The organism is Mycobacterium uberis (assembly GCF_003408705.1).
Lineage (GTDB): Bacteria > Actinomycetota > Actinomycetes > Mycobacteriales > Mycobacteriaceae > Mycobacterium > Mycobacterium uberis.
The window spans coordinates 1-25,921 of record NZ_QAYL01000024.1 but is presented as its reverse complement, the minus strand read 5'-3'; the positions used below and the strand labels follow the sequence as shown (position 1 = coordinate 25,921).

The 25,921-nt window shown below is 59.1% G+C and carries 25 protein-coding genes and 1 pseudogene; 4 read left to right on the top strand and 22 right to left on the bottom strand.

Annotated features, from left to right (window positions below):
• Positions 1 to 1,597: 1,597 nt before the first annotated feature.
• From MUBE_RS16015 to MUBE_RS12095, 8 genes are all read right to left on the bottom strand, one after another.
• Positions 1,598 to 1,768: a hypothetical protein gene (locus tag MUBE_RS16015; RefSeq protein ID WP_165849843.1), complete on the bottom strand. Its 171-nt coding sequence runs from the start codon at positions 1,766 to 1,768 to the stop codon at positions 1,598 to 1,600.
• A 200-nt stretch (positions 1,769 to 1,968) separates the two neighbouring features.
• Positions 1,969 to 2,262, bottom strand: coding sequence for a hypothetical protein (locus MUBE_RS12120; protein WP_116540723.1), 294 nt, complete (start codon positions 2,260 to 2,262; stop codon positions 1,969 to 1,971).
• 186 nt (positions 2,263 to 2,448) lie between these two features.
• Positions 2,449 to 2,637, bottom strand: a complete 189-nt coding sequence (locus tag MUBE_RS15215) for a protein kinase family protein (RefSeq protein ID WP_133297109.1) — start codon at positions 2,635 to 2,637, stop codon at positions 2,449 to 2,451.
• Positions 2,609 to 2,908: a hypothetical protein gene (locus MUBE_RS12115; protein ID WP_133297108.1), complete on the bottom strand. Its 300-nt coding sequence runs from the start codon at positions 2,906 to 2,908 to the stop codon at positions 2,609 to 2,611. The genes MUBE_RS15215 and MUBE_RS12115 overlap by 29 nt, the downstream gene beginning before the upstream one ends.
• A 308-nt stretch (positions 2,909 to 3,216) precedes the next feature.
• On the bottom strand, positions 3,217 to 3,687 hold the full coding sequence (locus MUBE_RS12110; protein ID WP_116540721.1) for a PH domain-containing protein: 471 nt from the start codon (positions 3,685 to 3,687) through the stop codon (positions 3,217 to 3,219).
• The gene (gene ribH / locus MUBE_RS12105) at positions 3,684 to 4,166 is read right to left on the bottom strand and encodes a 6,7-dimethyl-8-ribityllumazine synthase (RefSeq protein ID WP_116540720.1); all 483 of its coding nucleotides are present in this window, start codon (positions 4,164 to 4,166) and stop codon (positions 3,684 to 3,686) included. Before ribH ends, MUBE_RS12110 begins: the two co-directional genes overlap by 4 nt.
• Positions 4,163 to 5,440, bottom strand: a complete 1,278-nt coding sequence (locus MUBE_RS12100; RefSeq protein WP_116540746.1) for a bifunctional 3,4-dihydroxy-2-butanone-4-phosphate synthase/GTP cyclohydrolase II — start codon at positions 5,438 to 5,440, stop codon at positions 4,163 to 4,165. The genes ribH and MUBE_RS12100 overlap by 4 nt, the downstream gene beginning before the upstream one ends.
• A 170-nt stretch (positions 5,441 to 5,610) precedes the next feature.
• Entirely contained in the window at positions 5,611 to 6,225 is a 615-nt protein-coding gene (locus MUBE_RS12095; protein WP_116540719.1) for a riboflavin synthase, read from the bottom strand.
• A 147-nt stretch (positions 6,226 to 6,372) separates the two neighbouring features.
• On the opposite strand from MUBE_RS12095, the gene MUBE_RS12090 reads away from it, so the two are divergent.
• Together MUBE_RS12090 and MUBE_RS12085 are read left to right on the top strand one after the other, a co-directional pair.
• A complete protein-coding gene (locus tag MUBE_RS12090; RefSeq protein ID WP_116540745.1) occupies positions 6,373 to 7,086 on the top strand; it encodes an LppX_LprAFG lipoprotein in 714 nt (237 codons plus the stop codon).
• On the top strand, positions 7,086 to 8,648 hold the full coding sequence (locus MUBE_RS12085) for an MFS transporter (protein ID WP_116540718.1): 1,563 nt from the start codon (positions 7,086 to 7,088) through the stop codon (positions 8,646 to 8,648). Before MUBE_RS12090 ends, MUBE_RS12085 begins: the two co-directional genes overlap by 1 nt.
• Before the next feature lie 10 nt (positions 8,649 to 8,658).
• On the opposite strand, the gene ribD is transcribed toward MUBE_RS12085, so the two are convergent.
• From ribD to fmt, 4 genes are read right to left on the bottom strand one after another with little or no spacing between them, the layout of a single operon-like run.
• Positions 8,659 to 9,642: a bifunctional diaminohydroxyphosphoribosylaminopyrimidine deaminase/5-amino-6-(5-phosphoribosylamino)uracil reductase RibD gene (gene ribD, locus MUBE_RS12080; RefSeq protein ID WP_424399095.1), complete on the bottom strand. Its 984-nt coding sequence runs from the start codon at positions 9,640 to 9,642 to the stop codon at positions 8,659 to 8,661.
• A 32-nt stretch (positions 9,643 to 9,674) separates the two neighbouring features.
• A complete protein-coding gene (gene rpe / locus MUBE_RS12075; protein WP_424399094.1) occupies positions 9,675 to 10,364 on the bottom strand; it encodes a ribulose-phosphate 3-epimerase in 690 nt (229 codons plus the stop codon).
• A 32-nt stretch (positions 10,365 to 10,396) separates the two neighbouring features.
• Positions 10,397 to 11,827: an RsmB/NOP family class I SAM-dependent RNA methyltransferase gene (locus MUBE_RS12070; protein WP_116540716.1), complete on the bottom strand. Its 1,431-nt coding sequence runs from the start codon at positions 11,825 to 11,827 to the stop codon at positions 10,397 to 10,399.
• Complete coding sequence (gene fmt, locus MUBE_RS12065; protein ID WP_116540715.1) at positions 11,824 to 12,774, bottom strand: methionyl-tRNA formyltransferase; 951 nt, start codon at positions 12,772 to 12,774, stop codon at positions 11,824 to 11,826. The genes MUBE_RS12070 and fmt overlap by 4 nt, the downstream gene beginning before the upstream one ends.
• A gap of 184 nt (positions 12,775 to 12,958) precedes the next feature.
• Between fmt and MUBE_RS12060 the strand changes: the two genes are divergently transcribed.
• Positions 12,959 to 13,783, top strand: a complete 825-nt coding sequence (locus tag MUBE_RS12060) for a class I SAM-dependent methyltransferase (protein ID WP_116540714.1) — start codon at positions 12,959 to 12,961, stop codon at positions 13,781 to 13,783.
• 114 nt (positions 13,784 to 13,897) lie between these two features.
• On the opposite strand, the gene MUBE_RS12055 is transcribed toward MUBE_RS12060, so the two are convergent.
• The 3 genes from MUBE_RS12055 to MUBE_RS12045 form a co-directional block, all read right to left on the bottom strand.
• Complete coding sequence (locus MUBE_RS12055) at positions 13,898 to 14,380, bottom strand: MarR family winged helix-turn-helix transcriptional regulator (RefSeq protein ID WP_116540713.1); 483 nt, start codon at positions 14,378 to 14,380, stop codon at positions 13,898 to 13,900.
• Between the two features lie 524 nt (positions 14,381 to 14,904).
• The gene (locus MUBE_RS12050; RefSeq protein WP_116540743.1) at positions 14,905 to 16,860 is read right to left on the bottom strand and encodes a primosomal protein N'; all 1,956 of its coding nucleotides are present in this window, start codon (positions 16,858 to 16,860) and stop codon (positions 14,905 to 14,907) included.
• A 221-nt stretch (positions 16,861 to 17,081) separates the two neighbouring features.
• A complete protein-coding gene (locus tag MUBE_RS12045; RefSeq protein ID WP_116540712.1) occupies positions 17,082 to 17,810 on the bottom strand; it encodes a lysoplasmalogenase in 729 nt (242 codons plus the stop codon).
• Between MUBE_RS12045 and MUBE_RS16395 the strand changes: the two are divergent.
• Positions 17,809 to 18,945 (top strand): annotated as a pseudogene (locus MUBE_RS16395) (alpha/beta hydrolase fold domain-containing protein). The gene MUBE_RS12045 and the pseudogene MUBE_RS16395 sit on opposite strands and share 2 nt — an antisense overlap.
• 379 nt (positions 18,946 to 19,324) lie before the next feature.
• Here MUBE_RS16395 and MUBE_RS16390 read toward each other — a convergent pair.
• The 7 genes from MUBE_RS16390 to MUBE_RS11995 all read right to left on the bottom strand — a co-directional run bounded on the left by MUBE_RS16390 (position 19,325) and on the right by MUBE_RS11995 (position 24,032).
• Positions 19,325 to 19,489 (bottom strand): hypothetical protein, encoded by a 165-nt coding sequence (locus MUBE_RS16390; protein ID WP_207801706.1) that lies wholly within the window; start codon positions 19,487 to 19,489, stop codon positions 19,325 to 19,327.
• 114 nt (positions 19,490 to 19,603) lie between these two features.
• Positions 19,604 to 20,815 (bottom strand): methionine adenosyltransferase, encoded by a 1,212-nt coding sequence (metK, locus tag MUBE_RS12020; protein ID WP_116540708.1) that lies wholly within the window; start codon positions 20,813 to 20,815, stop codon positions 19,604 to 19,606.
• A 120-nt stretch (positions 20,816 to 20,935) separates the two neighbouring features.
• Positions 20,936 to 22,198 carry a bifunctional phosphopantothenoylcysteine decarboxylase/phosphopantothenate--cysteine ligase CoaBC gene (gene coaBC / locus MUBE_RS12015; protein WP_116540707.1) on the bottom strand — a complete coding sequence of 421 codons (1,263 nt, stop codon included), beginning with the start codon at positions 22,196 to 22,198 and terminating at the stop codon, positions 20,936 to 20,938.
• A gap of 17 nt (positions 22,199 to 22,215) precedes the next feature.
• Entirely contained in the window at positions 22,216 to 22,548 is a 333-nt protein-coding gene (gene rpoZ / locus MUBE_RS12010) for a DNA-directed RNA polymerase subunit omega (RefSeq protein WP_116540706.1), read from the bottom strand.
• 75 nt (positions 22,549 to 22,623) lie between these two features.
• Positions 22,624 to 23,250, bottom strand: coding sequence for a guanylate kinase (gene gmk / locus MUBE_RS12005; protein ID WP_116540705.1), 627 nt, complete (start codon positions 23,248 to 23,250; stop codon positions 22,624 to 22,626).
• A gap of 57 nt (positions 23,251 to 23,307) precedes the next feature.
• Positions 23,308 to 23,625 (bottom strand): integration host factor, actinobacterial type, encoded by a 318-nt coding sequence (gene mihF, locus MUBE_RS12000; RefSeq protein WP_116540704.1) that lies wholly within the window; start codon positions 23,623 to 23,625, stop codon positions 23,308 to 23,310.
• A 170-nt stretch (positions 23,626 to 23,795) separates the two neighbouring features.
• Complete coding sequence (locus MUBE_RS11995; protein WP_116540703.1) at positions 23,796 to 24,032, bottom strand: hypothetical protein; 237 nt, start codon at positions 24,030 to 24,032, stop codon at positions 23,796 to 23,798.
• Between the last annotated feature and the right edge of the window lie 1,889 nt (positions 24,033 to 25,921).

Here is a 25,921-nt window from a genome sequence, read left to right as displayed (position 1 = left end):
CGAAAATCATTGTCGACCAACAGAACCACGGTTATGATTACGTCTCGCTACCCCAGAACTGCCATTAGGCAATTAAAAAGTACATGTCCATGTCTTCGACGACACTATCCCTGTCGACGGCTGCACGTGTCGACCACATCTGGGTAAAGAATAATCTTGTAGTTCAAGTGGATTCCTGGAGGAGGACGCTAACGGTCAGACGCGAGCGTTTTGGAGAAGGCAGCGGCAACCGCCTCATCGTAAGGTAAGTGAGTTGCTCATGGTTGTACACGGCCTGTCATTTGACCGAATCTACCTGCTCACGGGCGCATTGTCCGCATACCTCGTGGGAGTCCCCACATAGCGGCAACCATATTAATGGCAACCATATTAATAAGGAGCACCAATAGCGCATCGGCGGCCGCTATCAGCACCACATCCCACCGTAGAGTGCCGTTTGAGTCCGCGATCCAGGTCAGCAGCTCCAGATACATTGTGCAGTCACACACACATATCTGATCAACTGGAAAAGTTGTGGGCTTTGACACAGCAACGTTTTGGCACACTGTAGACGCCAAAGATAGAGTATATATTGTCAATAACGTGTATTCTTGTAGAATCGGTTTGTCGTGGGTTTGGGTCATTGCGGGTACTTTCAGACCAGCGCAACGCATTGCTAACATTAGCGGACAGTTAGAGCGCTTAATCTATAGAGTACTATTGACGAAGCTTGTACTTTGATATCGCCGGCCGCGGTCAAGGCCGGCTTGACGCAGTCCTAGGACCGTTCAAGGTTGCTGCTAAACATAGCGGTGTACTCGTCGATCACCTCCAAGTGGCGATGCTCCTCGGCGAACAGGTCTCGCACCGCCGAGATATCGCCTTGTAGAACAACGATATTCGCTGCAGCGAATAGGACCTAGATGCGCTTGACGGTCGGCTCAGGCGGAGTCGCACTCAACACCAGGTCCAGCCACCGGCGGCCCTCGCCAAGCATCCCATTGAAAAACGCATCGCAATGGTCATCGCTAAAATAGCTTCCAGACTGTCGGTCAAGCCGAGCTGCAACCCCTCGCTGATGTGGGGCATTTCAAGGGTGAAGCGTTGGAGCCACCAAACTTGGCGAAGCCCCCACCATTCCGATGCCGCGTCTGTCAACAGCTGCTGACACCAGACGGCGTGGCGTTGCTGCAGCGGCAGCTAGCCACTGTCGACGATGTGCGCACGATCATAGTCACGGAATGGCATCAAGCAATCTTAAGCGCACCGGGTCGTAGTATTCAGTGTTGATCAGGAATGGATTTATCCACCAAAGCACACAGCACGTCAAAGAAGATCATCAGCGCCCGAGTCCACGATGCACACCTGCTGGGCGGCGGCCAAGCCAAAGCCCCCAGCAAACACCGCAAACCGCTCCCACAACTGCTGCCCAGAGTTAACGCATAGCTGATAGCTCCATCCAATACGCTAGGTCGAGGTTTGCTGACGCTGCGGAACGCCCCGACGCTTACGGGCCAGCGACCCGTAGAGATCAGCCACCCTATCACCGATCTGCGTCAACGACATCGCCTGCAACCGAGCCGCCGCTAACTCATATAGTCAACCGCACGGCCTCCCGCTAGCCGCAGATACATGCTAACGCACCAGTATTGGCGCCACTAAAAATGCAACCCTGCAACGTCGCATGGGCTCGCTCAACAAGCAACCTCGCGGCGTCATAGCCAGCCAACATCCCCAAGGTGGACTTATCGTCAAAGCCCGAACAACCCAGCAGGACCAACGCCACCACTCACATCCAGAACTTCACGGCTAGTAGCCAGAATCTGCAACTGCCCACAGCCCTAACAACACTTCGAACCAGCTTAGCCACCTTATCAATCAAGGCACTTCACTGACAGTTGTCTCAAACCGCCAACGCATGATGCTGACCCAAAGCCTTAACCAAAACGTCGATGGGCCACCGACCCGACCGATCCTGAATGTTTAACATCACGGGCCACCACCTCGACTAACAGTGCACCATCGCGACAATCCCCCAGCTCCACCAATCACACCCCCACCGGCAAACGTCGCCGCCAACTCGCCAACGATATAGCGGGCTAAGGTGATCGAGCCAACCCCGCCCACACTACTAACCGTCACCAACCGCGACCCACCCAATAGCCCGCGCAGCTGCTCACCAAGCTCCCGCACAGTGAGTCGATCCTCCGGCGCACGCGCCATCGCTTCTCGGATCACCACGGCTAACTCATCGGCGACACCATGCTCACATGCCTCAGACACCGGATCAGTAGCAATTCACAAAAACCGTGCCACCACATGCTTACCATGACGCTGTTCAAAAGCAGCATGGCTAGTCAACGCCGCAAACAAACTGCCCTCAAACCATACACCTCTGAAGCTTGCGAAAACATCTCACCACTAACCACCTCCGGCACATAAAACGCTGGCAAACCCACAACCCTCCCGCTAGTGGCCTGAACCTCCCACCACCCGAGCAATACCACAACGACTCGGCGTCGGCTGCCCATAATCGGTCAGCAAAATGTTGTCTGGCCTCACATCACGATGAATAACCTCAAGCCAATACGCCAACGCCTTGGCTATCTTCGCCTCCACCCGCAACACCTTATAAACGGCCAACACCGCCAACCGCACGATCCGCTCCTGCCAAGACCCCTACCAGCAATAAGGCATCACCAAAAACGGATACCCCCGCAGTCTGCCCCACCTGCAACACCGCCACAATGTCGGGATGACCCATTAACCGGACCATTGCTTGCTGTTCACGAGCAAACCTCGCACAATCCTCATTCACCCCCGTCTCCAACACCAGGGCCGCCACCAACTGACCCAACCCCACCCAACTGCCCCGCAACGCAAGCAACATCCTGACCCGCATCACGCCTGGTCCCAAACGGATAATCAACCATCACTCAACCTCCCGACAAGAGACCACACGCCAGGCTAGCCTATGCCACACACCAACACTCGCGCTCAGAACAAAGGCGATTCGGTATACGTCATCTAACAGGGTCGGCCCAAACTAACGGCGGATACCGTATCTTCGATTAATTAGCCCAGCTAGCCAACAAAGGTGACCGCGACAGCATTGAGCAGACGCTGAATCACCGATACAGTGGATCTCATTGAACACCTCAGCTGCTGGGCCTTCACACGACCAAGCACTGATCAAATAATAGTCGCTATCCGCCCGATACGCCGATGGCGTCCGCATCAGCACTCGTGCAGGTTCGACCGATATCGTGCCAGCAGCGCACGTACAGCATCCATGGCCTCCACAGCACGCTCCGCATCAGCAGCCTGGATCGCCATCAACGGAATGTACTCATCGTCGGGCAGGTCGATTCGCGCCCAGCGGCTTCCGGAAGGAAACGACACATCAACCACATCAGACCATGGAATCATAGTGTAGCCTATGAGATTACGCACTGACAGTCCGGCAGCTCCACCCCGAAGTCGTGGCCGCGCAAACAACAGCACTGCGCTCGCTATAACCAACCCCAGCACACCAATCGCCACCTGATCAGCGGTCTGGAAGACCACCCCACTGGACTTGATTTTGAGCAGCAAACTCACCGTGATATGCACTGCTGCGATCAGAAACGCTGCAGCATAGGAAAATAACGGCATCCGGTAGGGACGCAGTTCTATATCCCAGTTGCCCCGGTTCAACTTTGTTGTCATTTCCGAGCGCGCAAATCAAGCAAGGTCAATGCAGTGGCCAGGGCAGCGGTTGCCGCCTGGGCCCCCTTGTCCTCGGTTGACGTCGGAAGTCCAGCCCGATCCAGCGCCTGTTCCTCGGTATTGGTGGTCAGCACGCCGTTGCCAACCGGAGTCGAGGTATCCAGCGCTACGCGCGTCAGGCCTTGTGTTACGGAATTGCAGACATGGTCGAAATGTGGTGTAGCACCACGGATCACAGCTCCCAGTGCAACGACTGCATCATGGTTGCGGGCAAGTTCCTGCGCCACGACCGGAATCTCAATGGCACCGAGCACGCGGACCACCGTCGGACTGTCGATACCCGAGTCAGCGGCAACTTTACGCGCGCCTACCAACAACGCATCGCAGATCTTGCCATGCCACGTGCTCGCGACAATACCGAGCCGTAGACCGGACGCATCAATCGCCGAAACCTCTGGAACTCCGGCTCCACCACTCACAAAGCACCGCCAAATTCACTTGGCGAGTGATCTGATGCATGAAAATCATCCAACCCGGCCAGGTCGTGGCCCATCTTATCGCGCTTAGTCATCAAGTAACGAATGTTATCCGCATTGGCCCGCACTGGAAGCGGCACCCGTTCAATGATGTGCAGTCCGTACCCGTCCAGTCCGACCCGCTTGGCTGGGTTGTTAGTCAATAGCCGCATTGAGCGCACTCCGAGATCGACGAGTATCTGCGCACCAATGCCGTAATCCCTTACATCAGCTGGGAATCCAAGCTTGAGATTAGCGTCCACGGTGTCCACGCCAGCGTCCTGTAGCTGGTAAGCCTGCAGTTTATGCATAAGTCCGATACCTCGACCTTCATGGCCGCGCATGTACAACACCACGCCACGCCCTTCCCGCGCCACCATCGCCATTGCGGCATCGAGCTGGGGTCCACAATCGCAACGCCACGAGCCGAACACATCACCCGTCAAGCACTCAGAATGCACCCGGACCAATACGTCGTCGCCGTCAGCGCTGAGCCCGTCGATCTCGCCACGGACCAGTGCCACATGTTGGACATCCTCGTAGATGCTGGCGTAACCGATAGCACGAAACTCTCCGTGACGGGTCGGGATCCGGGCTTCAGCAACCCGCTCAATATGCTTTTCATGCCTACGCCGCCATTCTATCAGGTCAGCAATGGTTATCAACGCAAGATCGTGCTCATCAGCGAAGACCCGCAACTCGTCGGTTTGTGCCATGGAGCCTTCGTCCTTCTGGCTGACGATCTCGCAGATCGCTCCCGCGGGTTGCAGTCCCGCCAGCCGGGCCAGGTCGACGGCGGCCTCTGTATGACCCGGCCTGCGTAATACGCCGCCATCCTTGGCACGTAACGGAACTACATGACCAGGACGGGTGAAATCGTCGGCGACGCTAGCCGGGTCAGCCAATAACCTCATTGTGGTAGCTCGATCAGAAGCCGAAATCCCGCTGCCGACACCGTTTCTCGCATCGACAGTGACTGTATAAGCGGTCCCATTTTTGTCTTGATTCACCGCAAACATCGGCAACAGGCCCAGCCGGTCGCAGATCGCGCTGTTCAACGGTACACACAGGTATCCCGAGGTATAACGGACCATAAAAGCCACCATCTCCGGCGTTGCCTTTTCGGCAGCGAAGATCAAGTCGCCCTCATTCTCGCGGTCCTCATCATCGACGACGATGACGGCTTTACCGGCCGCAATGTCGGCAACCGCCCGCTCGACGGAGTCCAACCTCGTCATCTTCGCCACCTTGCTATCAAAAGGGCCGATCAAGCAGCCCACGCGCTGCATTCAGTATGAACCACCGTGCCGGTGTGGTTATTACTCCGACTTTTCAGAACAGATTCCACGGCATGAGCCCCGCGGCTACATGACGCAGCCGCAATGTCGCTACGAGAACGGCTATACGGTCAAATCCCGGTGGGCACGTTCTGCATTAGCCGCTCAACATATTTGGCGGTGACGTCCACTTCAAGGTTCACCTGCGCTCCCATCAGAACACGGCCGAGGGTGGTCCGTTCTCGGGTCGTTGGGATCAACGAAACCTCGAACCAGTCCCGCGGTTCAGCGCCAAGCCTGGAAACCGTTAGTGAAATCCCATCGACAGTAATCGAGCCCTTTTCGACGACATAACGAGCCACCATCGGGGGCACTTCGATCCGCACCACCTCCCAATGTTCTGATACGGTGCGGGTCACCACCTTACCGATGTCGTCCACATGTCCCTGCACAATGTGCCCACCGAGCCGGCCATTGACGGCCGCGGCACGTTCCAGGTTGACCCGACTGCCGACCCCTAACTCACCCAAGTTGGACCGATGTAGCGTTTCGGCCATCACATCGGCGCTGAATTGGCCGTCGGGCAGCACCTCCACCACCGTGAGGCACACACCGTTGACCGCGATCGAATCGCCATGGCTAGTGTCGGCGGTAACAGTGCGACCGCGAATGATCAAGCGCGCCGCATCGGCATGAGCGTCCCGACCAATCACCTCTCCGAGTTCCTCGACAATTCCGGTGAACATGGCACCAGGCTAGTTGGCCGTCTGCCCACCCCTATGGGGCACGGCAAACGCCATCGTCAAGCAGTACCGGCACGCTATGTTCGACCCTATGAACATGACCCGTGTTTTCCGGGCTGATCATTGGCACCCTCTACTACGATGCAGGGTATGCAAGACCTCAGACGTCACAGCCGTCTCTTCGCCGTCCTCGCCACCCTGAGCGTCGCTACCGCCATGATCGCCGGCTGTTCGTCGGACTCCAAGCTGAGCGGCGGGCTTCTGCCCGACGCAACGACCTTGGTCAAACAGGCCATTGAGGTCACCAAGAACGTCACGAGCGCACACCTAGTGTTGTCGGTGAACGGCAAAATTACCGGGCTGCCCGTCAAGACGCTCACAGGTGACTTGACCACGCACCCGAACATCGCCGCGTCGGGAAACGCCACGATCACACTTGGCGGGTCCGATCTGAATGCCAACTTTGTGGTTGTCGACGGAGATCTGTATGCCACCTTCACGCCGAACAAATGGAGCAATTTCGGTAAGGCCTCCAACATCTATGACGTCGCGTTGATCCTGAATCCGGACACCGGCCTGGCCAACGTGCTGGCGAACTTCACCGACGCTAAGGCCGAGGGCCGCGACAGCATCAACGGTCAAAACGCCGTCCGTATCGGTGGAACCGTCTCCGCTAATGCCGTGAACAAGATCGCGCCGCCCTTCAACGCTACACAGCCCACGCCGGCTATCGTCTGGGTTCAAGAAACGGGCAATCACCAGCTAGCGCAGATCAGGATGGATAAGGATTCAGGCAATTCCGTCCAGATGACATTGTCGAATTGGGGCGAAACGGTGCAAGTCACAAAACCCCAGGTAAACTGATGGGCACGTGGGCGAGACGGCGAGTCGCGATCAGCGCCGGCAGCCTCGCAGTACTGCTTGGCGCCCTAGATACCTATGTCGTGGTCGCCATCATGCGCGACATAATGCACGATGTCGGCATCCCGGTGAACCAGATGCAGCGAGTCACCTGGATCGTCACGATGTATCTGTTGGGCTACATTGCCGCAATGCCACTGCTGGGCCGGGCTTCCGACCGATTCGGCCGCAAGCTGCTGCTTCAAGTCAGCTTAGCCAGCTTCGCCGTCGGGTCGGTGGTGACTGCGCTGGCCGGGCATTTTGGCGATTTTCATATGCTGATCGCGGGCCGCGCCATCCAGGGTGTCGCCAGCGGTGCGCTGTTGCCGATCACCCTTGCGCTGGGTGCCGATTTGTGGGCACAGCGTAACCGTGCCGGCGTGCTCGGTGGCATTGGCGCCGCGCAGGAGCTCGGCAGCGTGCTGGGTCCGCTGTATGGCATTTTCATCGTTTGGTTACTAAGCGATTGGCGATACGTGTTCTGGATCAACGTCCCGCTGACCGCGATTGCCATGCTGATGATCCAGGTCAGCTTGCCGGCACACGACCGCAACGACGAGTCGGAGAAGGTCGATGTGGTCGGTGGTGTACTGCTGGCCATCACACTGGGCCTCGTGGTCATCGGGCTATATAATCCTCAACCCGACGGCAAACAGGTGCTGCCGAGCTATGGGTTGCCCGTACTGGTCGGGGGGATCGTCGCCGCGGTGGCATTCGCGATCTGGGAGCGCTGCGCGCACACCCGGCTGCTTGATCCTGCCGGTGTGCATTTCCGGCCTTTCCTGTGCACACTGGGCGCGTCGGTCGCTGCGGGTGCGGCGCTGATGGTAACGCTGGTCAACGTGGAATTGTTCGGTCAGGGCGTGTTGGGAATGGACCAAACTCAAGCGGCCGGGCTGTTGGTGTGGTTTCTGATCACGCTGCCGATCGGAGCGCTAGTAGGCGGATGGATCGCCACCAAGGCCGGTGACCGCACGATAGCCTTCATCGGGCTGCTTATCGCTGCCGGCGGCTATTGGCTGATCTCACACTGGCCGGTCGACTTGTTGAACTACCGACATAACATCTTTGGTCTGTTCAGTATGCCCGCGATGCACATCGACCTGTTGGTGGCCAGTTTAGGACTTGGCCTGGTGATCGGCCCACTGTCGTCTGCTACTCTGCGAGTTGTCCCAACAGCGCAGCACGGCATCGCCTCAGCGGCGGTAGTGGTGGCCAGGATGACGGGCATGTTGATTGGGGTAGCTGCGCTAACCGCCTGGGGATTGTACCGGTTCAACCAAATCCTTGCGGGGTTGTCGATGGAAGTCCCGCACGACGCCACCCTGATGGAACGTACGGCTGCGATAGCCGGCCAGGCCCAACGTGCATACACAATGATGTACGGCGACATATTCACGATCACGGCCATCGTGTGTGTTATCGGAGCGTTGCTGGGTCTACTGATAAGCGACCGCAAGGAACACACAGACGAGCCAGAAGTCCCGGAACAGCAGGCCGCAAAAGACCCAGTGGCAACGCCGTGACGGTTACCCGCTACCGCGCCACCAGGCTGAGTACCAGATCCGAGCCAGCCCGGTCGATGCCGTCGAACTGCCAACGCAGCGCCCGCGCAATGTTAGGCACCCCCAAATCGTCGACGGCGGTGACGGGGCCGCCCAGCAGGATCGGCGCGACGTAGGCTAAGACCCGGTTGATCACTCCGGCCCTCAAAAAAGCCCCGGCGAGGGTGGGGCCTCCCTCCAGCAACACGTCTGTCCGGTCTGACAGAACCTTAAGGACTTCCATGGGATCGTGGGTACGGATCACCATGGTGGACGAATCGTCGTTGAGAACGTTCGCTTCTGGCGGTATATCCCGCATACCCACCACTACCCGCAGCGGTTGTCGATCAGCCAGCGTGCCGTTAGCCAGGCGGGCCGTCAGGGTCGGATTGTCGGCTAGGACAGTGCCGGTGCCGACCATGATCGCGTCGGCGGTGGCGCGGCGACGATGCAGGTCGGCACGCGCGGCTTCGCTAGAGATCCACTGACTGGAGCCGTCGGCAGCAGCACTGCGGCCATCGATGCTGCTGGCGTACTTCCACGTCACGTGAGGCAGCCCGGTCCGCTGTTTGTGCAGCCACTCCCGCAGCGGTCCGGCGGTCACCAGATCGGCCAGCACCCCAGACTGCACATGCACGCCAGCTGCCGTCAACCGAGCCGCACCGCCACCAGCGATCGCATTCGGGTCAGCGACACTGTATACTAAGGTGCTTAATCTAGCCTCCAACAACGCGTTCACGCACGGCGGGGTCTTGCCGTAGTGGTTGCACGGCTCGAGAGTGACCACCGCAATAGCGCCGGCCGCGGTACTACCGGCCCTGCGCAACGCCACCACCTCAGCATGGTCGCCGCCGGCAGGCTCGGTGGCACCAACACCGACAACCCGCCCACCAGGGTCTATGATTACTGCCCCGACCGGTGGATTCGGATAGGTGGTACCTTTGACCAGGTAAGACTGTTCTACAGCCAGCCGCATGGCGGCATCGAGGCTGTCGACTGTCTGAACGCTCACCGGCGTAGATGAGGCGATGCAGCATCAGCCTGTCGCCGTAAAGCAGCTACCGCAGCGCTGGGGTCGGTCGCGCCATAAACCGCCGATCCGGCGACGAAGCAGTCTACACCAGCTTCGGCGGCTTGCTCAATGGTGTCTGCATTGATGCCACCATCGATCTCGACCAGGATCGTCAACTCGCCCGAGTCGACCATCTTGCGTACTACACGCACCTTGCTCAGCACTTCGGAGATGAATTCCTGGCCCCCGAAGCCGGGCTCCACCGACATGATGAGCAAGGTGTCGAAGTGCGGCAAGATGTGCAGGTAAGGATCCAGCGGTGTCCCAGGCTTCACACTAATCCCCGCTTTAGCACCAGCCGCCCGGATGTCGTAGGCTATCCTGACCGGATTATCGGCGGCCTCGGCGTGGAAGGTGACGTTATAGGCGCCCGCTTCGGCGTATGGCGGTGCCCACCGGTCTGGGTTGTCGATCATCAGATGACAATCCATCGGGACGTCGCTGGCGGCCAACAGACTCTGCACCACTGGCAGTCCGATCGTCAGGTTAGGCACAAAGTGGCCGTCCATCACATCGATATGTAACCAGTCGGCGCCAGCCACGACGGCGGCTTCGTCGGCGAGCCGGGCAAAATCAGCCGCCAGGATCGACGGCGCAATCAAAGGTCTCGCATTGTTGCCAGACATGAGCGACAGACTACTGAGCTCCGCGGCGCAACTCACAGCAGGCGACGCAGTGCGGCCGCGAACATAGCGTCGGTACCGTACCGGTGCGGCCAAAGCTGCACATACGGACCATCTCCTAGCCCCTCGGTGATCGGCTCAAACAACAATCGGGTGTCCAACGCGCGCACAGGATGGCGACGCAACGCGTCGGCTACCACCCCTACCGTTTCGGCCAAGTGCGGTGAACACGTCGAATAGAGCAGCACACCACCGGGTCGGGTTAGCGCGATCGCGGCGCTCAAAAGCTCGCGTTGCAGCTTTGCTAACGCTGGCACGTCACCGGGCTGACGCCGCCAGCGAGCCTCGGGCCGACGGCGCAGTGCGCCTAACCCGGTGCAAGGCACATCTATGAGCACCCGGTCGAAGCCCAATTCGAGCCCGGACTGGCGCCCGTCGACACACAGGACGTCTACTGGCAACCCTCGGGTGTTGTCCACCACCAGATCGGCGCGGTGTGGCACTGGCTCGACCGCGGTGACCCGAGCACCGCAACCAACACCCAACGCAGCCAGTAGCGCGGTCTTGCCACCCGGCCCGGCGCACAGATCCAGCCATCGGCCAGCATCACCGTCGACCGGAGCCATAGTGAGTGCACGAGCCACCAATTGACTACCCTCATCCTGGACTAGGGCTGCGCCATCGCGCACCGGCGGCAGTTGTCCGGGGTAGCCACCAGACAAGTACACCGCATACGGAGAATACTGCCCGACAGTGCCATGCACCGTGTCGGCCAGGTCTGCGGCACTCAGCCTTCCCGGACGGGCCGCCAAGTGCACCTGGGGCCGTTCGTCGTCACTGGTCAGTACCGCGTCGAGTTCTGCGACCGCCGAGCCGAGCGCATCAGCGAAGGCTTGAGCAATCCAGCGGGGATGAGCATGGACAAACGCCTTATACCCGATCGAATCGCCTGACTTATCGGGGGCAAGTTCGTCCACCCAGGATCGCTCATCTCGCTCGGCGATAGTACGCAATACGCCATTGACAAAACCCGCTCGTGCTGAGTCGAATTCGATTCCAGCCTGTTCGACTGTAGCGGAAACCGCGGCGTGTGCCTCGACGCGGGTACGCAGCAGCTGGTAAGCACCCAGCCGGAGCAGATCGAGTAGCACTGGATTGACCGCTCGCGGCGAGCGTCCTGCCGCAGCACCGATGATCGCGTCGAGCAAACCCTGGGTTCGGCACGCGCCGTACGCCAGCTCGGTCGCAAACGCCGCGTCGCGGCCGCTGATACCGCGTCGCCGCAGCAATGCGGGTAACGCACGGTTCGCATACGCGCCACGTTCAGTGACCGCTCGAAGCACCTGAAACGCAGCGTCACGCGCCGGGTCTAGCGGCCGATGGCACGTTCCGCGTACCCGGTTCTGCGACCGGATCGGTTTGCGGTCTAACCGGTTTCGGCGTGGCTTGTCCCGTTCTGAGGTCATAAGGCCTGCACTGCGAGATCCAGCCGGGCACCACGCGCCCAGTCAATAGCATTCATAAATTTCTTTCCCGGAAGTTGAATCTGACCAAGCCGCACCGGATCTGAACCAGTACCGATCCAAACGCTTTTGCGGTCTACGTGAATATCACCGGGAAGCAAGGGGTTTAGCGTTCTCGGAAGTTCAGCGACGCCAGTACCGAGGCACACCGGTCCGAGTTTGACCCGTAGTTCACCGATGCGTGTCCAAGCACCCGGGTTAGGTGTGACGGCCCGAATACGACGCTCAACAACTAGCGCTGGCAGATCCCAACGCACCCTGGCCTGCTCAACGGTGATTTTCGGCGCGACGCTGACCCCGTCGTCCGGTTGCGGTCGCGGCGTCAACGTTCCGTCAGCGATACCGTCCAAAGTACTCAACAGCAGCGTCGCCCCCGAAACCGCTAATCGCTCAAGCAGATCGCCGGCGATATCAGTCGGCTGGATCTTCTCGGTAACGACTCCGTAAACCGGTCCAGAATCCAAGCTCGGCTCGATCCGAAATGTCGTCGCTCCGGTAATTGTGTCCCCGGCGGCGATCGCAGCTTGCACAGGCGCCGCACCGCGCCAGGCTGGCAGTAACGAGAAGTGCAAGTTAATCCAGCCGTGCGGGGGGACCGCAAGCAGCGGATTGCCTAACAGCGCGCCGTAAGCCACCACCGCGCAACACTCGGGTGCCAACTCCGATAGTTCGCTGACGAACATGGGCGAATTCGGCCGCGCTGGCCGCAGCAATGGGATGCCACGATCGAGCGCCTCACGGGCCACCGGCGACGGTTCCGGCTTGCCCCGCCGACCGGATACGGCGTCGGGTCGGGTTAACACCGCAATCACGTCATGGTGGGGCGAGTCGATGAGACAACGCAGCGCAGGCAGCGCGGGTTCTGGAGTGCCGGCAAAGACGAGACGCACTGAAACAGTTTAAGAACAGTCCCCGTCCCAGCTATTCCGCAGCTTGTACACATGTGACGTAGAATACGTCGACGGCATGTGCAATCACGCACAGATGTTATCGGTAATTTACTTGTTATGGACATTTACTGTTGCTGATACATACTATTTCTAGCGGGCGCTATCATACCTGGGAGGAGAACACATGGACCTTGACATACCCATCCACCAGGACCAATCGCTTGCGGCCATCCATCGAGCGATGTGGGCACTGGGCGATTACGCCCTGATGGCCGAGGAGCTTATGGCCCCGCTAGGACCAATCCTGGTCGCCGCCACAGGCATCCGACCAGGTGTTCGAGTGCTCGATGTCGCCGCCGGTTCCGGCAACATTTCGCTTCCCGCCGCCAAGACGGGTGCCACCATCGTCTCCACCGACCTGACACCGAAACTGTTACAGCGCTCCCAGGCCAGAGCTGCAGAGTGCGGATTGACGCTCGAATACCGGGAAGCCAATGCACAAGCCCTGCCATTTGGTGACGGGGAGTTTGATGTCGTGATGTCAGCAATTGGCGTGATGTTCGCACCAGACCATCGACGCGCTGCCAGCGAGTTGGTTCGAGTTTGCCGGACCGGCGGGATGATCGGTGTGATCAGCTGGACACAAGAGGGATTCTTTGGCCGAATGTTGGCCACCATCCGACCATACCAGCCAAGTCTGTCGGCGGCCTTACCCCCAGCGGCGCTGTGGGGACGTGAGGCCTACATCCGCGGGCTGCTGGGCGATGGCGTCACCGATGTCAAAACGGATCGTAGATTGCTCGAAGTGAAACGTTTTGACACTGCCGAGGGCGTCCACAACTACTTCAAGAACCATTACGGCCCGACGATTGAGGCCTACGCAAACATTGGCGACAACACAGTGCTCGCCGCCGAACTCGACACCCAACTCACCGAGCTCGCACAAGAATACCTGGCCAACGGCACCATGAGGTGGGAATATCTGCTGTTCACCGCGCAAAAACACTGAGACCGGCCGCCCTGAGCTCGGCACCCTCCGTCCCCAATACCGAGCTCAGGGCGCTGCCACAAAGAATTTGGCTATTGGCCCCGAGTAGCGGGCGTCGTGACCTCGCCTATACGACTATATGACCACATCCAGATACGCTTCTGGCTCACCGCCAGCAGCACTGAACGCTGTCAAGGCTCGCACCAGTCCGCGACGTTCGGAGGACGGCATTTTTTCTACGATTCGCGCGATCTCGGAACGCCGCTGCGCGGTGACCCGCCGGACGACCTCCCGTCCACGCTTGGTCAACGCGGCGAGCAGTTCCCGCCGAGAGGTCGGATGTGGCAAACGGTCGATCAACCCAGCAGCGACTAATCGATCGACCATCCGGCCAGTGGCCGACGGTTGCACCCCCAACAAACTAGCCAAGGTGGCTAGGTTGACCGGACCCCGACTGGACAAGATCACCAATGTTCGGAACTGCGGAATAGTAATGGCCTCGTCGACCTGTCCGATTGAGTGAGCTGAAACAGCGATCAGCAACCGGGACGCTGTCAGCAAGGCATCGGTGATATCATCCAACGACTCGTCAGCTACAGTCGCATCTTCCATTACCATCGTGCCCCCATGTCCAGAGCCTTCTCAGGCCATCAACGTCGTTGTCGCACTGCACGGGCTAACGCATACTAACGTGTAACAGCCCTTATAGTGTGGTTACTATAGAGTAATGTGCTGGCACACTATTACCGCAGAGCACGATCGGCGTTGCTAGTCAAAACTTCTTCCTCTCGACGACGAGTTCGGAGTTGAATATCCCTCATTTTCATTATCTAATAAACTCGACAGTTTTCGCCGTACCCAGTTCTTGACAGAAATTTTCTCAAACTTGTTCTTTGCCAATAGTACTCGTGCCAGTGATCGCGTGCTTGTCGTGTCAGCGATCCGATGTTAGCCTTCGCGCCATCAACGTGATGCCGAGGAGCTGGCCCGGTATGTCGTCACCGCGGACGATCGGATTGATTAGCTGGACCCTCGAAAGGTTCTACGGTCGATATCGAACGCGCCAAGCCCTGCCAGTAATACCGGAAAGACGATGTAATGGATTGGAAATAATTGATTTTCGTCGCCCGCAAGCTATAAGACTATCCGATGTGCAGCGGGTCGATCTGCACCCGAACCAGCTGATGAGTTTGCCGGACACTGAGTATACCAATACCACGCCGCAGACTCGCTGCCAGCTGTAGGCCCTGCTCGCGAGGCACCCGTACCAGCATTCTGCTGACCAGCGTGCCGGCGGGCATGCCGGCTGGGCGGCGCACGCCCGGCGGCAGGTCCACCGGACCAAGCAGATCGGCTTCGTCGGGCAACCGGGCCTCCTGCAGCAGCGCCTTAATTGCGCCGGCGGCACCGTCGACGGCCGCGATGTGCACACTAGGCGGCAGACCGACTTCGGTCCGAGCCGCCAGTTCAGCCTCTGCGTGACCGACCGGATCCCACCGGATCAGCGACTGCACTGTCGGAATGGCTGCTTCAGCGACGATCGTCACCACGCCCCCATCGCCACGTGCACGCACTAATGCGGCTGCAGTCATCCAACGCCACAAGGCGTCCTCAGCCGCACGCAAATCTTGCCGGCCCAACAATGCCCAGGTATCCAGCAGCAGCGCAGCCCCGTACCCACCTAACACGCGCGGTTCAGCTCCCGGGGTGGCGACCACCAGGGCCGGTCCGGCACCGACTTCCGGCACTAGGGTGTCACCCGTCGAAGTGATGACCGGCGTACCGGCGAACGCCCGGCCAAGCTCTTCGGCCGTGCGGCGCACCCCAACCACCACCGCGCGCACCACCTCCGACCCGCAGCGCACGCAACGTAACACCGGGTTAACTCGGCCGCACCAGCGGCAAACGGTACCGGGGGTGGCACGGTCTAGCAGCGCGAGCGGACCCGTGCAGTGTCGACAACGGGCAACCGTGCGGCAGCGCCCGCAGGCCAACGACGGCACATACCCACGCCGCGGCACCTGCACGAGCACCGGCGCTCCAGCCGCAAGCACCGAGCGGGCCGCGCGCAGCGCAATCGACGGAAGTCGCGCAGTGCGAGCGGCCGGGTCGCGTTCCTCGGCGTATCTACTGTCGTCGATAGCCATTACCCGAGGTGAGTGGGCGCGAACCACGGGACGTGCCGCGACCACATTGTGGGCCCACCCGCTACGCACCAACGCATGTGCTTCTGCCGTCCGGGTGTAACCGCCGATCAATGCAGCGCAACGGGCCTGATGCGCGCGCAACATCGCCACCTCGCGAGCATGCGGATAGGGTGCCCGCGGCTCGGCCAACGTGTCGTCGGCGTCAGACCAAACCATGACCAGGCCCAGGTCATTTACCGGCGCGAACACCGCACTGCGGGTACCAATCACCAGTCGCGCGTTGCCGCGCAGCGCCGTCAGCCAACACCGATACCGTGCAGCCGGCCCAAGAGCCGCGGAGAGAGTCACCACGTTGTGTTCGTCGACACGAGTCAACACGGCCCGCCGCAGCGCATCCAGATCCCGCTGATCAGGAACGATCGCCAACACGGCACGTCCGGCGTAGATAGTTTGCGCGGCGGCCTCGGCGAATCGGTCCGACCACTGCTCGCCGGGTAGCGCTTGCCAGACGGCGCGGGCGGCGCGCGACTCGGCCAGTGCGGCCAGGAACTGTCCTCCACGGCCGTAAACCTCCCAGCCCGACGGGTCGACCGGCGCCGGAATCAACGGAAGCGCCGACGCAGGGGCCACAGGGGCTTCTCGCTCCGCTCTGGCGTGCCTAGCCGGCACCGCTAGCCGCAACACATCCGGTCTAGTCCCGGCATAACGAGCCGCCACCGCGTCGACGAGCCGACGCACTTCTGCGGTGAGTACCGGTTCAGCAGACACGACACGATCCAACCAGCCGAGTTTCCCAGGATGATCTGTGTCATTGCGACGCTCCAGCACAAACCCGTCGACCATCCGACCGTGGAACGGTACCCGTACCCGCACCCCTGGCTGGGCGTCGTCAGACTGCTCGGTGGATACCAAGTAATCAAACTCGCGATCCAGATGTGGCACCGACAGCATCGGCAGCACTCGCGCGATGGGCTCCACCTCTACGGGCGTGCGGACACCACTGGCTCGGGTCACGTCGAGCAAACCGACCGGTCATAACAGCCGGCTCGGCACCGAATTTTCCATTGAAATATGTTACTATGCAATGATTTTCCCATCAATTCACAACATGCTTCGCACCAGCCTGCGTTCCACTGAGCGGCCTTGTACACGGTAGTCACGACCACTGCCTTTTAGCTTTCAGTGGACTCGGGAGCATGATTCGGCTGCTCTCGACCGAAGAAGAATCCGGCTGTGATCAGGATCTCGGCTGCGGCATACGACCACCAGATAGGCATCGTCAGCGCCTCATTACCCAGGATGAACCGGCCAATGGCGATCATAGCGTCCGACACTGCGAAACATACTGCCCCAACCGCAGTCCAGATCGTTGGCAACTGCGCCAATAGCGCAGCGCAGACCATTGTGCACAGCACAACAACGTAGACCGTCACCGGAATCGTCAGTTTTTCAGCGCCCAGGTGAGGCCAGAACCAGGTCAGCAGCACCACCGAGACCAGGCACACCAAAATCACGCAGACCACACGAATCCGGGACGGCACCAGCAGCGGCATTAATGCGGCCAGGAAACACAAGTGCGCCAACAGAAATACTACAAGGCCCAAGACAAAGGATTCCGTCCACCACGGGATCGCCAACAACCAGTCGCCGGCAGCTGACAACAGTAGCGCGGTAATCAACCACCGCCGTTCCCGAACGATAGAGTGTGCCCCCGCGGCGACCGCCAACAACATCGCCATCAATGCCTTAAATGGTGGCTGAAGAATCCAATGCTCAGTTAGCGCGGTCCCAGGCGAGTAGCGTAATACGATCACAGTCAAATACACGCCGTAGGCGAGACCCACCCAACCGGCGACCATCCAACCGCAAGCCACCAACCGAGGTGCGTACGGTACCTCCATGCCCAACTTGGACAGCACAGCCGACGAGAAACCTGCTATCGACCCCATCTTGCTGAAGGTACTGGATGCGGTTTCGTTCCGGCTATCCACCGGCGATGGGATCGAGGCGATCCGGCAGCGGGTGCGTGACCTGTCACGTCAGACAGTGCACTCCGAACTGCGCATTGCGAATCGGGCCATCCCCGGTCTAGCAGGCCCGGTTGGCATCCGGATTTATTGACCACCAGCCGATCCCGATCGCAGCACGAGCAACTACCGGTCTTCTGTAGTACTGTATTTCCACAATGGCGACTTTCGTCATGGGCGACCTCGATACCCACGACGGGTCCTCCCGCCTGCACGCCGTGGGTACCGGCGCGATCGTGATGCCCGTCTAGTATCGGTTGGTGTCCGAACACCCTTACCCCGCTGCCATCGAAGACGCCTGGGCTGCAACGTTACGGGTCGCCCAAGATCGGTGGCGATACCGCCCCAGATAACCATCGCCGGGAACTCGGTGGGTGGAACTAGGACCGCGATGATCACGCAACGAGCCCACGACAACGCCTATCATGGCGCCCATAACAGATGGACCGCCGCTCGCGTTCCACTTGTTATGTGTTATGGCACCCCTCCACACTGTGCGACCAATCACTGCCGTCATTCCAGAAGAACGCCACAGCAACAACTCTTGACGTCGAGGTGATCGCTGTACTCTACCGTTGATAAGCAGGAAAAATCAACTTGCCCAACCCTTCTGCTGGAATGGCGCCGGGGCAAGCCAATAACCTAGCCAACCTGCCAGCCAGCTACGATCCACTGTGCGACGACCGGATATGACACGGTGAGCTCTTGGCAGCCGTTGGAGTCCCCATCGAGATGCACAACGCCGAAAACGATGGTACACAGCTACGCCGGTACAGTACCCATGGCCACCCGGACATATACCGATCCGATGCTCAAGGAGCTGCTCGACGTATTCCCGCTGATCTTCAGCGTCGCCGAACATGACCCAGTGGGAGAAGACGGAGTTCGGTACGCCGATTTGCTCAACTCGGCAGGGGTGCAAGCAGAGTCGACCATGGTGCACGGCTACATCCACCCCGCCCTGTTAGTGCCCGCCATCAAGGCGATGAACCGAGACTGGCGGCGTTGAAGAAAACCTACACCCATAGTCCTAGTAAGCCGGCGTTTCTGGTGCACCTATAATTACAATGCGCTGGAAGGAGAATCTCAGTGGCGAAGGAGTTTTCACGCCTTGACCTATGGCTGCGAAAGGTCATCGGCAAATAAGCTATGTTTTCCGTAGCGACTGCGGCCCTCTCACGGAGGACGAGTCAACCTCTCGCCCAAGGGATACCGTGATACCTTCGGGGTGCTTGACAACCACACCGTCGCCTATCGCGATCTGTTCGGTAGCGGTGTCTAAGCCATCGCCCACTTACGTGGCAATGGCCGTATCGCCATCATGTTCTGCTCGTTCACCCTCAACTCACGGATCTTGCGGTTGTTTCGGCACTTGCCGCGCCGTGCAACTAGACGACATCGAATTGCCTAGCTTGGCAGCGCATTCCGGGGGACAACATCCTGGCATGCATACTGCCATCGTCATCGATGTCAAGCGCATCGCCAACGCCTGCAGATATGCGGTGCCGTACTAGGAACTCATCGATGAACGCCCGGTACTCGACAACGCTCACAACCAAGACGACTGACGAAAAGCGGCGGTCAAGAAGTTTAACCAGCATTGCTGAGCACAACCGGCACAGCACCGATGACCTACCTGCTCTCGAGCCCAACCATCCGCTACCCGGCTAGATGGCACGTTTGAGATCGTCGACCTTGCTGAGCTGCTCCCACGGAAGTTCGACGTCGGTGCGGCCGAAGTGTCCATAGGCGGCGGTCTGCGCATAGATTGGGCGCAGCAAGTACAGGTCGCGGATGATCGCGCCAGGACGTAGATCAAATACCTCACCGATGGCTTTCTCGATCTTGACTGGGTCGACTACCTCGGTACCAAAAGTCTCGACGAACAGGCCGACCGGGGCGGCTTTGCCGATGGCGTAAGCCACCTGCACCTCGACCCGATCCGCCAGTCCAGCAGCGACGATGTTCTTGGCCACCCAACGCATCGCGTACGCCGCCGACCGGTCCACCTTAGACGGATCCTTGCCGGAGAAGGCGCCACCACCGTGGCGCGCCCAGCCACCGTAGGTGTCGACGATGATCTTGCGACCGGTGAGCCCTGCATCGCCCATCGGCCCACCGAGCACGAACTTGCCGGTCGGGTTCACCAGCACACGCACCGACGATGCATCCAAGGTGTCATAGGGTAAGTCGTCGAGAACAGTGTCTAGCACCTTCTCCCGGATATCAGGAACCAGCGTGGCGTCGAGGTCGATATCGGCGGCGTGCTGAGTGGAGATGACCACCGTGTCTAAGCGGACAGGGACATTGTCCTCGTAGGCGATGGTGACCTGGGTCTTGCCGTCGGGACGCAGGTAGGGCAGCACACCGTTCTTACGTACGTCGGTTAGCCGTCTTGACAACCGATGAGCCAGTGCGATGGGGAGCGGCATCAGTTCCGGGGTGTCGTTGATCGCGTAGCCGAACATCAGACCTTGATCGCCGGCGCCCTGGGCATTCAGCGGATCCGTCGCACCTTCGACGCGTGCCTCATGGGCGGTATCGACGCCTTGGGAAATATCAGGCGACTGAGCACCGATGCCGATGCTAACCCCGCACGACGCCCCATCGAATCCCTTCTCCGAAGAGTCATAGCCGATCTCGAGTATGCGTTCGCGGACCGTATTACTGATACCAGCAAACGCCGTTTTGGCCGACGTCGTCACTTCACCCACTACGTGTACCTGCCCGGTGGTGACCAACGTCTCGACCGCAACACGTGAGCGAGGATCCTCGGTCAAAAGTGCGTCGAGGATTGAGTCGCTGATCGCATCACAGATCTTGTCGGGATGTCCCTCGGTTACCGACTCACTGGTGAACAGCCGACCTTTCTCACTCAATCTGCTTCCTTTCAATAGTTAGTTAAACTAGTTATATCCTCTGACAGCAGTCTTCGGTACATCCACTCGAATTAAGAGATCGTCCAGCACTTGTCCAGAAGTCCTAAAGAACCCGAGTCGTCACCCACCTTGCAGATCGGAAAGGCCGTGCAGAAACGTAGCGATCCCATCAACGATACGACTGGCCATGAGCATCTTGGAACCATGCTGTAGTGTCAACTCGGTACCGTCGGACGCCAGCAGCCAACCATCGTTATTGTCTACTTCGAAGGCCCTGCCGTCGCCCACAGCGTTCACGACCAAAAGGTCACAGCCCTTGCGCCGCAGCTTAGCTCGGGCATGAAACAGCACATCTCCGTTGGCGTCGCCGGTCTCGGCGGCAAATCCCACGATAGCCCGCATGTTAGGCAGTTGCCCGTGCGCACGAGCCCGCACCACACCGGCCAACACGTCGTCGTTGCGCACCAACTCGATCAGCAGCTCGTCCTGTTCATCGGGTCCTTTTTTGATCTTGGCGGTAGCGACTTGGGCAGGTCGGAAGTCGACCACGGCCGCCGCCATAACCAACACGTCCGCGTCAGGAGCGTGCTTAGAAACGGCATCCCCAAGCTGCTGCGCCGAGCCAACATGCACCACATCAACCCCGGCAGGATCGATCAGCCCTGCGGTGTGCCCGGCGATCAAGGTAACTTCGGCGCCACGCTGGGCGGCGACCCGCGCGACGGCATAGCCCTGCTTACCGGAGCTACGGTTCCCAATAAAGCGCACCGGATCGATCGGCTCGCGGGTGCCACCGGCGGTCACCAACAGTTTACGGCCAGCCAGGCCATAGGGTAGAGCGTCGTGTCGCTCTAGCAGCAACTGGGCAAGGGTAGCAATCTCTTCCGCCTCGGGCAGGCGACCCATTCCACTATCGGTACCGTTGAGGCGCCCGGATGCGGGCTCCAGCACCACCGCGCCGCGGCGACGCAGCGTGGCCACATTGTTGACAGTGGCCGGATGCGACCACATCTCGGTATGCATCGCCGGCGCAAACAGGACCGGGCACCGTGCAGTCAGCAGGGTCGCGGTCAATAGATCGTTGGCGCGACCGTGAACTGCGCGGGCCAACAGGTCAGCGGTGGCCGGCGCGACTACCACCAGGTCGGCCCGTTTACCGAAGTGTACATGCGGCACTACCGGAACATCGTCAAATACACCCGTATGTGCCGGTTGGCCCGAGAGCGCCTCGAAAGTGGCGGCCCCAACGAAGCGCAACGCCGACTCGGTTGGGATGACCCGGACCTCGTGACCGGCCTCGACAAGCTGACGAACCACCGTGCACGCCTTATACGCGGCGATGCCTCCGGAGACGCCTACAATGACCCGCTTACGGTCCCTCACCTGCGGTCCTGCCCTAATTACTCGCCCTCAGTGTGCTCGAGCAGATCGGCGTGAATCTCACGCATCGCGATGGACAACGGCTTCTCCTGCAGCCCAGGCTCTACCAGCGGACCAACGTATTCGAGGATGCCCTCGCCGAGCTGGTTGTAGTAGTCGTTGATCTGGCGCGCCCGCTTGGCCGCGTAGATTGCCAGGGCGTATTTACTCGAGACACGGTCCAGCAACTCGTCAATGGGTGGGTTGGTGATACCTAGTGGGGTATCGTAGGCGCCTTGTCCACCTGTTAATGGATCGAACCGATCCACGGCGGTAACGGCGACAAGAGACGCGCCGGACTGTGGAATATTCACGTAAGACAATCTCCATAGAGCAGTGTTGAATTGCGGTTAAGAAATTTCGATGCTAGGTCCTGTTGGCTGGGTGGCTCATGCCGAGTCCGACGCAGTTCCTACCAAAAAGGATACCAATTCGGCACACGCCGACTCCAATCGGCGGTTAACTACAACCTCGTCGAAGTCGTCTTGTGCCGCCAATTCGATGCGCGCAGTCTTGAGCCGGCGCCGAATGTCCTCAGGTGTTTCGGTACCGCGGCCAACCAACCTGGCTTCCAGAGCCTCCCAGCTAGGCGGCGCGAGAAACACGGCAATAGCCTCAGGCATCGCTTTCTTGACCGCCCTGGCTCCAGCTAGGTCGACCTCGATAAGCACCGGAAGACCGGCCGCAGCGGCGGCCCGAACCGGCTCAGCCAGAGTGCCTGAGCAGTGCAAGCCGCCGTGGACTTCGGTCCACTCTAACAATGCGTCTTGGTCGATCAGCTGCTGGAATCGGACGGGACTGACGAAATAGTAATCGACACCGTCAACTTCACCCGGCCTGGGCTCTCGCGTCGTGGCCGACACACTGAAATACAGGTTCGGAATCCGCTCGCGCAGACATTTGACCACCGTTGACTTGCCGACCGCTGAAGGGCCGGAAAGCACAACCACACGTCCCTTATCCATTCGCTCGCGACATGCCCCGCGCTCAGCGTCGGTTCCCCCGCGCGTACTCATTTGGCGTTCCTGCGTCAGTGCCCCCACAGGCCAAGCTGCTTGGATCGTCTGGTCGACCTAAGCGGAACCGAACTTTTCCAGCAGTGCCTTGCGCTGGCGCTCGCCGAGGCCACGCAGTCGGCGAGTTGACGCGATTTCCAGCTCGGTCATGATCTCCTGCGCTTTGACCTTGCCCACCTTTGGCAATGCCTCCAGTAGCGCAGACACCTTCATCTTGCCTAAGACTTCATCACTCTCAGCATCTTTCAGCACCTGTGTGAGGTTGGTGCCGCCACGCTTAAGCCGATCCTTGAGCTCTGCTCGCGCTCGACGTGCGGCAGCAGCCTTCTCCAACGCGGCCGCACGCTGCTTGTCAGTCAACTGGGGAAGGGCCACGATTCCTCCGTCTCTCATCGATGGCAATCGATCATTGTTTGTCTCAGCCGGGGTACTCCAGCCAGCGGAGACGACCGTACTCACGCCTCCTGACGGAATCTAACCCGACCCCCTGGTTTCACCAGCATTTGTCCAGCATTAACCCAGCTCGGTCTCGTAGTTTGGCGTCGCTAAGCAGTAAGCCAGGCAACGTTGAAAGCAACCGAATACGTCAACGTGTCGTGGTCGAAAAATCTGTCCCCGGAGCTCCCAATCATATCGTCTAACAGCAGTTTTAGCTCATAAAACCGACCCCACACCCGATGGCGGGGCACCGTTTGTGAAGACAGGTAACCGTTGCCGTGCACCGCGTGCAACGAATCACGCTTTTTCGTGCGACGGGTCGCGCGTGTCGCCCAGCTTGCCAAAGCGGCCGCTCGCCAGGAGTGAGGTCAGGCAACCGAGGCGACAGCTGTGCCCCGGGCAATAGAACTCGATAGGCAATATGACGAGTTCGCTGTTAAGCGACATCATAACGATGGAGCGCTATGACCTCTTCATGCACAGTGTGTTAGCGGAGCTGCCTTCGTGGGAACCACCACTAGTGGACGATCTTGCACGGTCCGTGGGCCCGCAGCTGCCGACCGCCACTTTAATGGCATCACGTAATTCTCAGGCGCGAGCCTCAAGATTAGGTGCTGTCGGATCGTTTGGGTGTTGTCTAACTGGTGGTTTGACCGGGTCTAGAGCGGGGCGGCAACTGGGTCCGTCCATGAGGGTGCCCATCGGCCTCGAATCACCACTCAACCGACTCATCAATGTGCCAGTCTTTGATGTATTCGACTTACCAGGCCCAGTCGCCATATGGCAAGTTCGATTCTGGTAACGGCCTGTCATTCAGCACTCGTATGGCCTGAAATTTGATTTGGTGGGTATTTCTAAAGTCAGATCGTGCGACTGCCGATCGTGAGGGAATGTGATCGCTAATGGGATGACGTTGCCCCAGATCTTTCGCCAAGACTCGGCTAGATACTCTGAAAATTATTAGGGAAATTATTAGGTTGCTTGACTGTTTCCTCACTGCTACCGAAAATTCTATTGGTGGCCTCATAATACTAGGTAGATGCATGTGGTGTGATTCACCGACGACTATTGGAAGGTTGTCACGACATCGAGATAGAGGATTACGCGGGGTGGCGGCTGGTGCGGATTCGACTGCTGGAAAATATCGACAGACTGAACCGATTGCACGAGGTGCTGGCCGCGTGACTGGACCCCGTGAACTGGTCCAGGTGATGTGTGCCCGTGTTGTTGGTCCGTGGTTATGAAAGTCTAAAGCGGCGTGATCACCAGGAATTCACATGCCCCGTATGTACCCATCATCGGTGCGCCGGCAAACCGTGGCTCGGCTGCGATTGAGCGTATCAGTTGCCGCGATAGCAACCGAGACCGGCATCTGCCAAACGACACTGTTTCTGGTGGAAACGTCAAGCGCTAATCGAGGCCGTGCTTCTCGAAGGCACTCCAAGTATGAAGGCAAACGAACTGGCCGTTACTCACAAAAGGATCACGCAGCTTACAGCTGTATTTGCGTTGACCCACGACACGTATGAGCTGTTCAACACCCAGGAAGTGGTGCCCCCAAACGTCAACACGCGATCGTTGAAGAGTTGATCGCGAGAAGACATTACAATCCGACCGACCACTCAGATAATAAGATCTGCATGCCCCTATTGCAATGCCATCAGCAATGATTCCTGTCACGAATTCTATGTAATTCTGAGGTTACTTGACTACGAATTAAACTTTAACACAAGGGAAGTCATACTGGGAGCAGTCTGGTGAGTGTGTTGAACGCCGCCAGTCCATTTTGAGGTTCCAGTACAAAAATAGCCTCCTCTCTCACTCGAAATATTGCGCAATCCAAGGTAAACAAGTTTTATCGCTGCGTCCTTCTCCGTAAAATAGCTATGATTCTTGGTACTCGTACGCAGCTGGAAGTCGATCCATTCAGTCGCGTTAGTGGTTCAGAAAATTTTGCGTAGTTTCACGGAATAGCTAAAAACAGCACTCGGACCAGGCGTTACGTCATATGTCGGTCACGTCCGGATACTGATGACCGAAGGCAGCATCGAAATCCTTTAAGTGTGAGCTCGGCGGCCTCCACGGCCACTGCGCTGCAAATACTATAAATTACACGCATAGATGAAACGACCTTCTCGTGGTGACCTTCATCTATCTGGCTACGACACGCTGGGCCACTCGGCCAAGCCCGACTCATACACCAACTCGTTGAATTCTGGCGGGGATACGCCGC

Excerpts from the sequence above, each read along its gene's own strand:
- MUBE_RS12110 (WP_116540721.1), bottom strand. The coding sequence starts at position 3,687 with ATGACAACAAAGTTGAACCGGGGCAACTGGGATATAGAACTGCGTCCC.
- MUBE_RS12100 (WP_116540746.1), bottom strand. The coding sequence starts at position 5,440 with ATGACGAGGTTGGACTCCGTCGAGCGGGCGGTTGCCGACATTGCGGCC.
- MUBE_RS12095 (WP_116540719.1), bottom strand. The coding sequence starts at position 6,225 with ATGTTCACCGGAATTGTCGAGGAACTCGGAGAGGTGATTGGTCGGGAC.
- MUBE_RS12090 (WP_116540745.1), top strand. The coding sequence starts at position 6,373 with ATGCAAGACCTCAGACGTCACAGCCGTCTCTTCGCCGTCCTCGCCACC.
- MUBE_RS12085 (WP_116540718.1), top strand. The coding sequence starts at position 7,086 with ATGGGCACGTGGGCGAGACGGCGAGTCGCGATCAGCGCCGGCAGCCTC.
- ribD (WP_424399095.1), bottom strand. The coding sequence starts at position 9,642 with ATGCGGCTGGCTGTAGAACAGTCTTACCTGGTCAAAGGTACCACCTAT.
- rpe (WP_424399094.1), bottom strand. The coding sequence starts at position 10,364 with ATGTCTGGCAACAATGCGAGACCTTTGATTGCGCCGTCGATCCTGGCG.
- MUBE_RS12070 (WP_116540716.1), bottom strand. The coding sequence starts at position 11,827 with ATGACCTCAGAACGGGACAAGCCACGCCGAAACCGGTTAGACCGCAAA.
- MUBE_RS12060 (WP_116540714.1), top strand. The coding sequence starts at position 12,959 with ATGGACCTTGACATACCCATCCACCAGGACCAATCGCTTGCGGCCATC.
- MUBE_RS12055 (WP_116540713.1), bottom strand. The coding sequence starts at position 14,380 with ATGGTAATGGAAGATGCGACTGTAGCTGACGAGTCGTTGGATGATATC.
- MUBE_RS12050 (WP_116540743.1), bottom strand. The coding sequence starts at position 16,860 with ATGCTGTCGGTGCCACATCTGGATCGCGAGTTTGATTACTTGGTATCC.
- MUBE_RS12045 (WP_116540712.1), bottom strand. The coding sequence starts at position 17,810 with ATGGAGGTACCGTACGCACCTCGGTTGGTGGCTTGCGGTTGGATGGTC.
- gmk (WP_116540705.1), bottom strand. The coding sequence starts at position 23,250 with ATGAGTACGCGCGGGGGAACCGACGCTGAGCGCGGGGCATGTCGCGAG.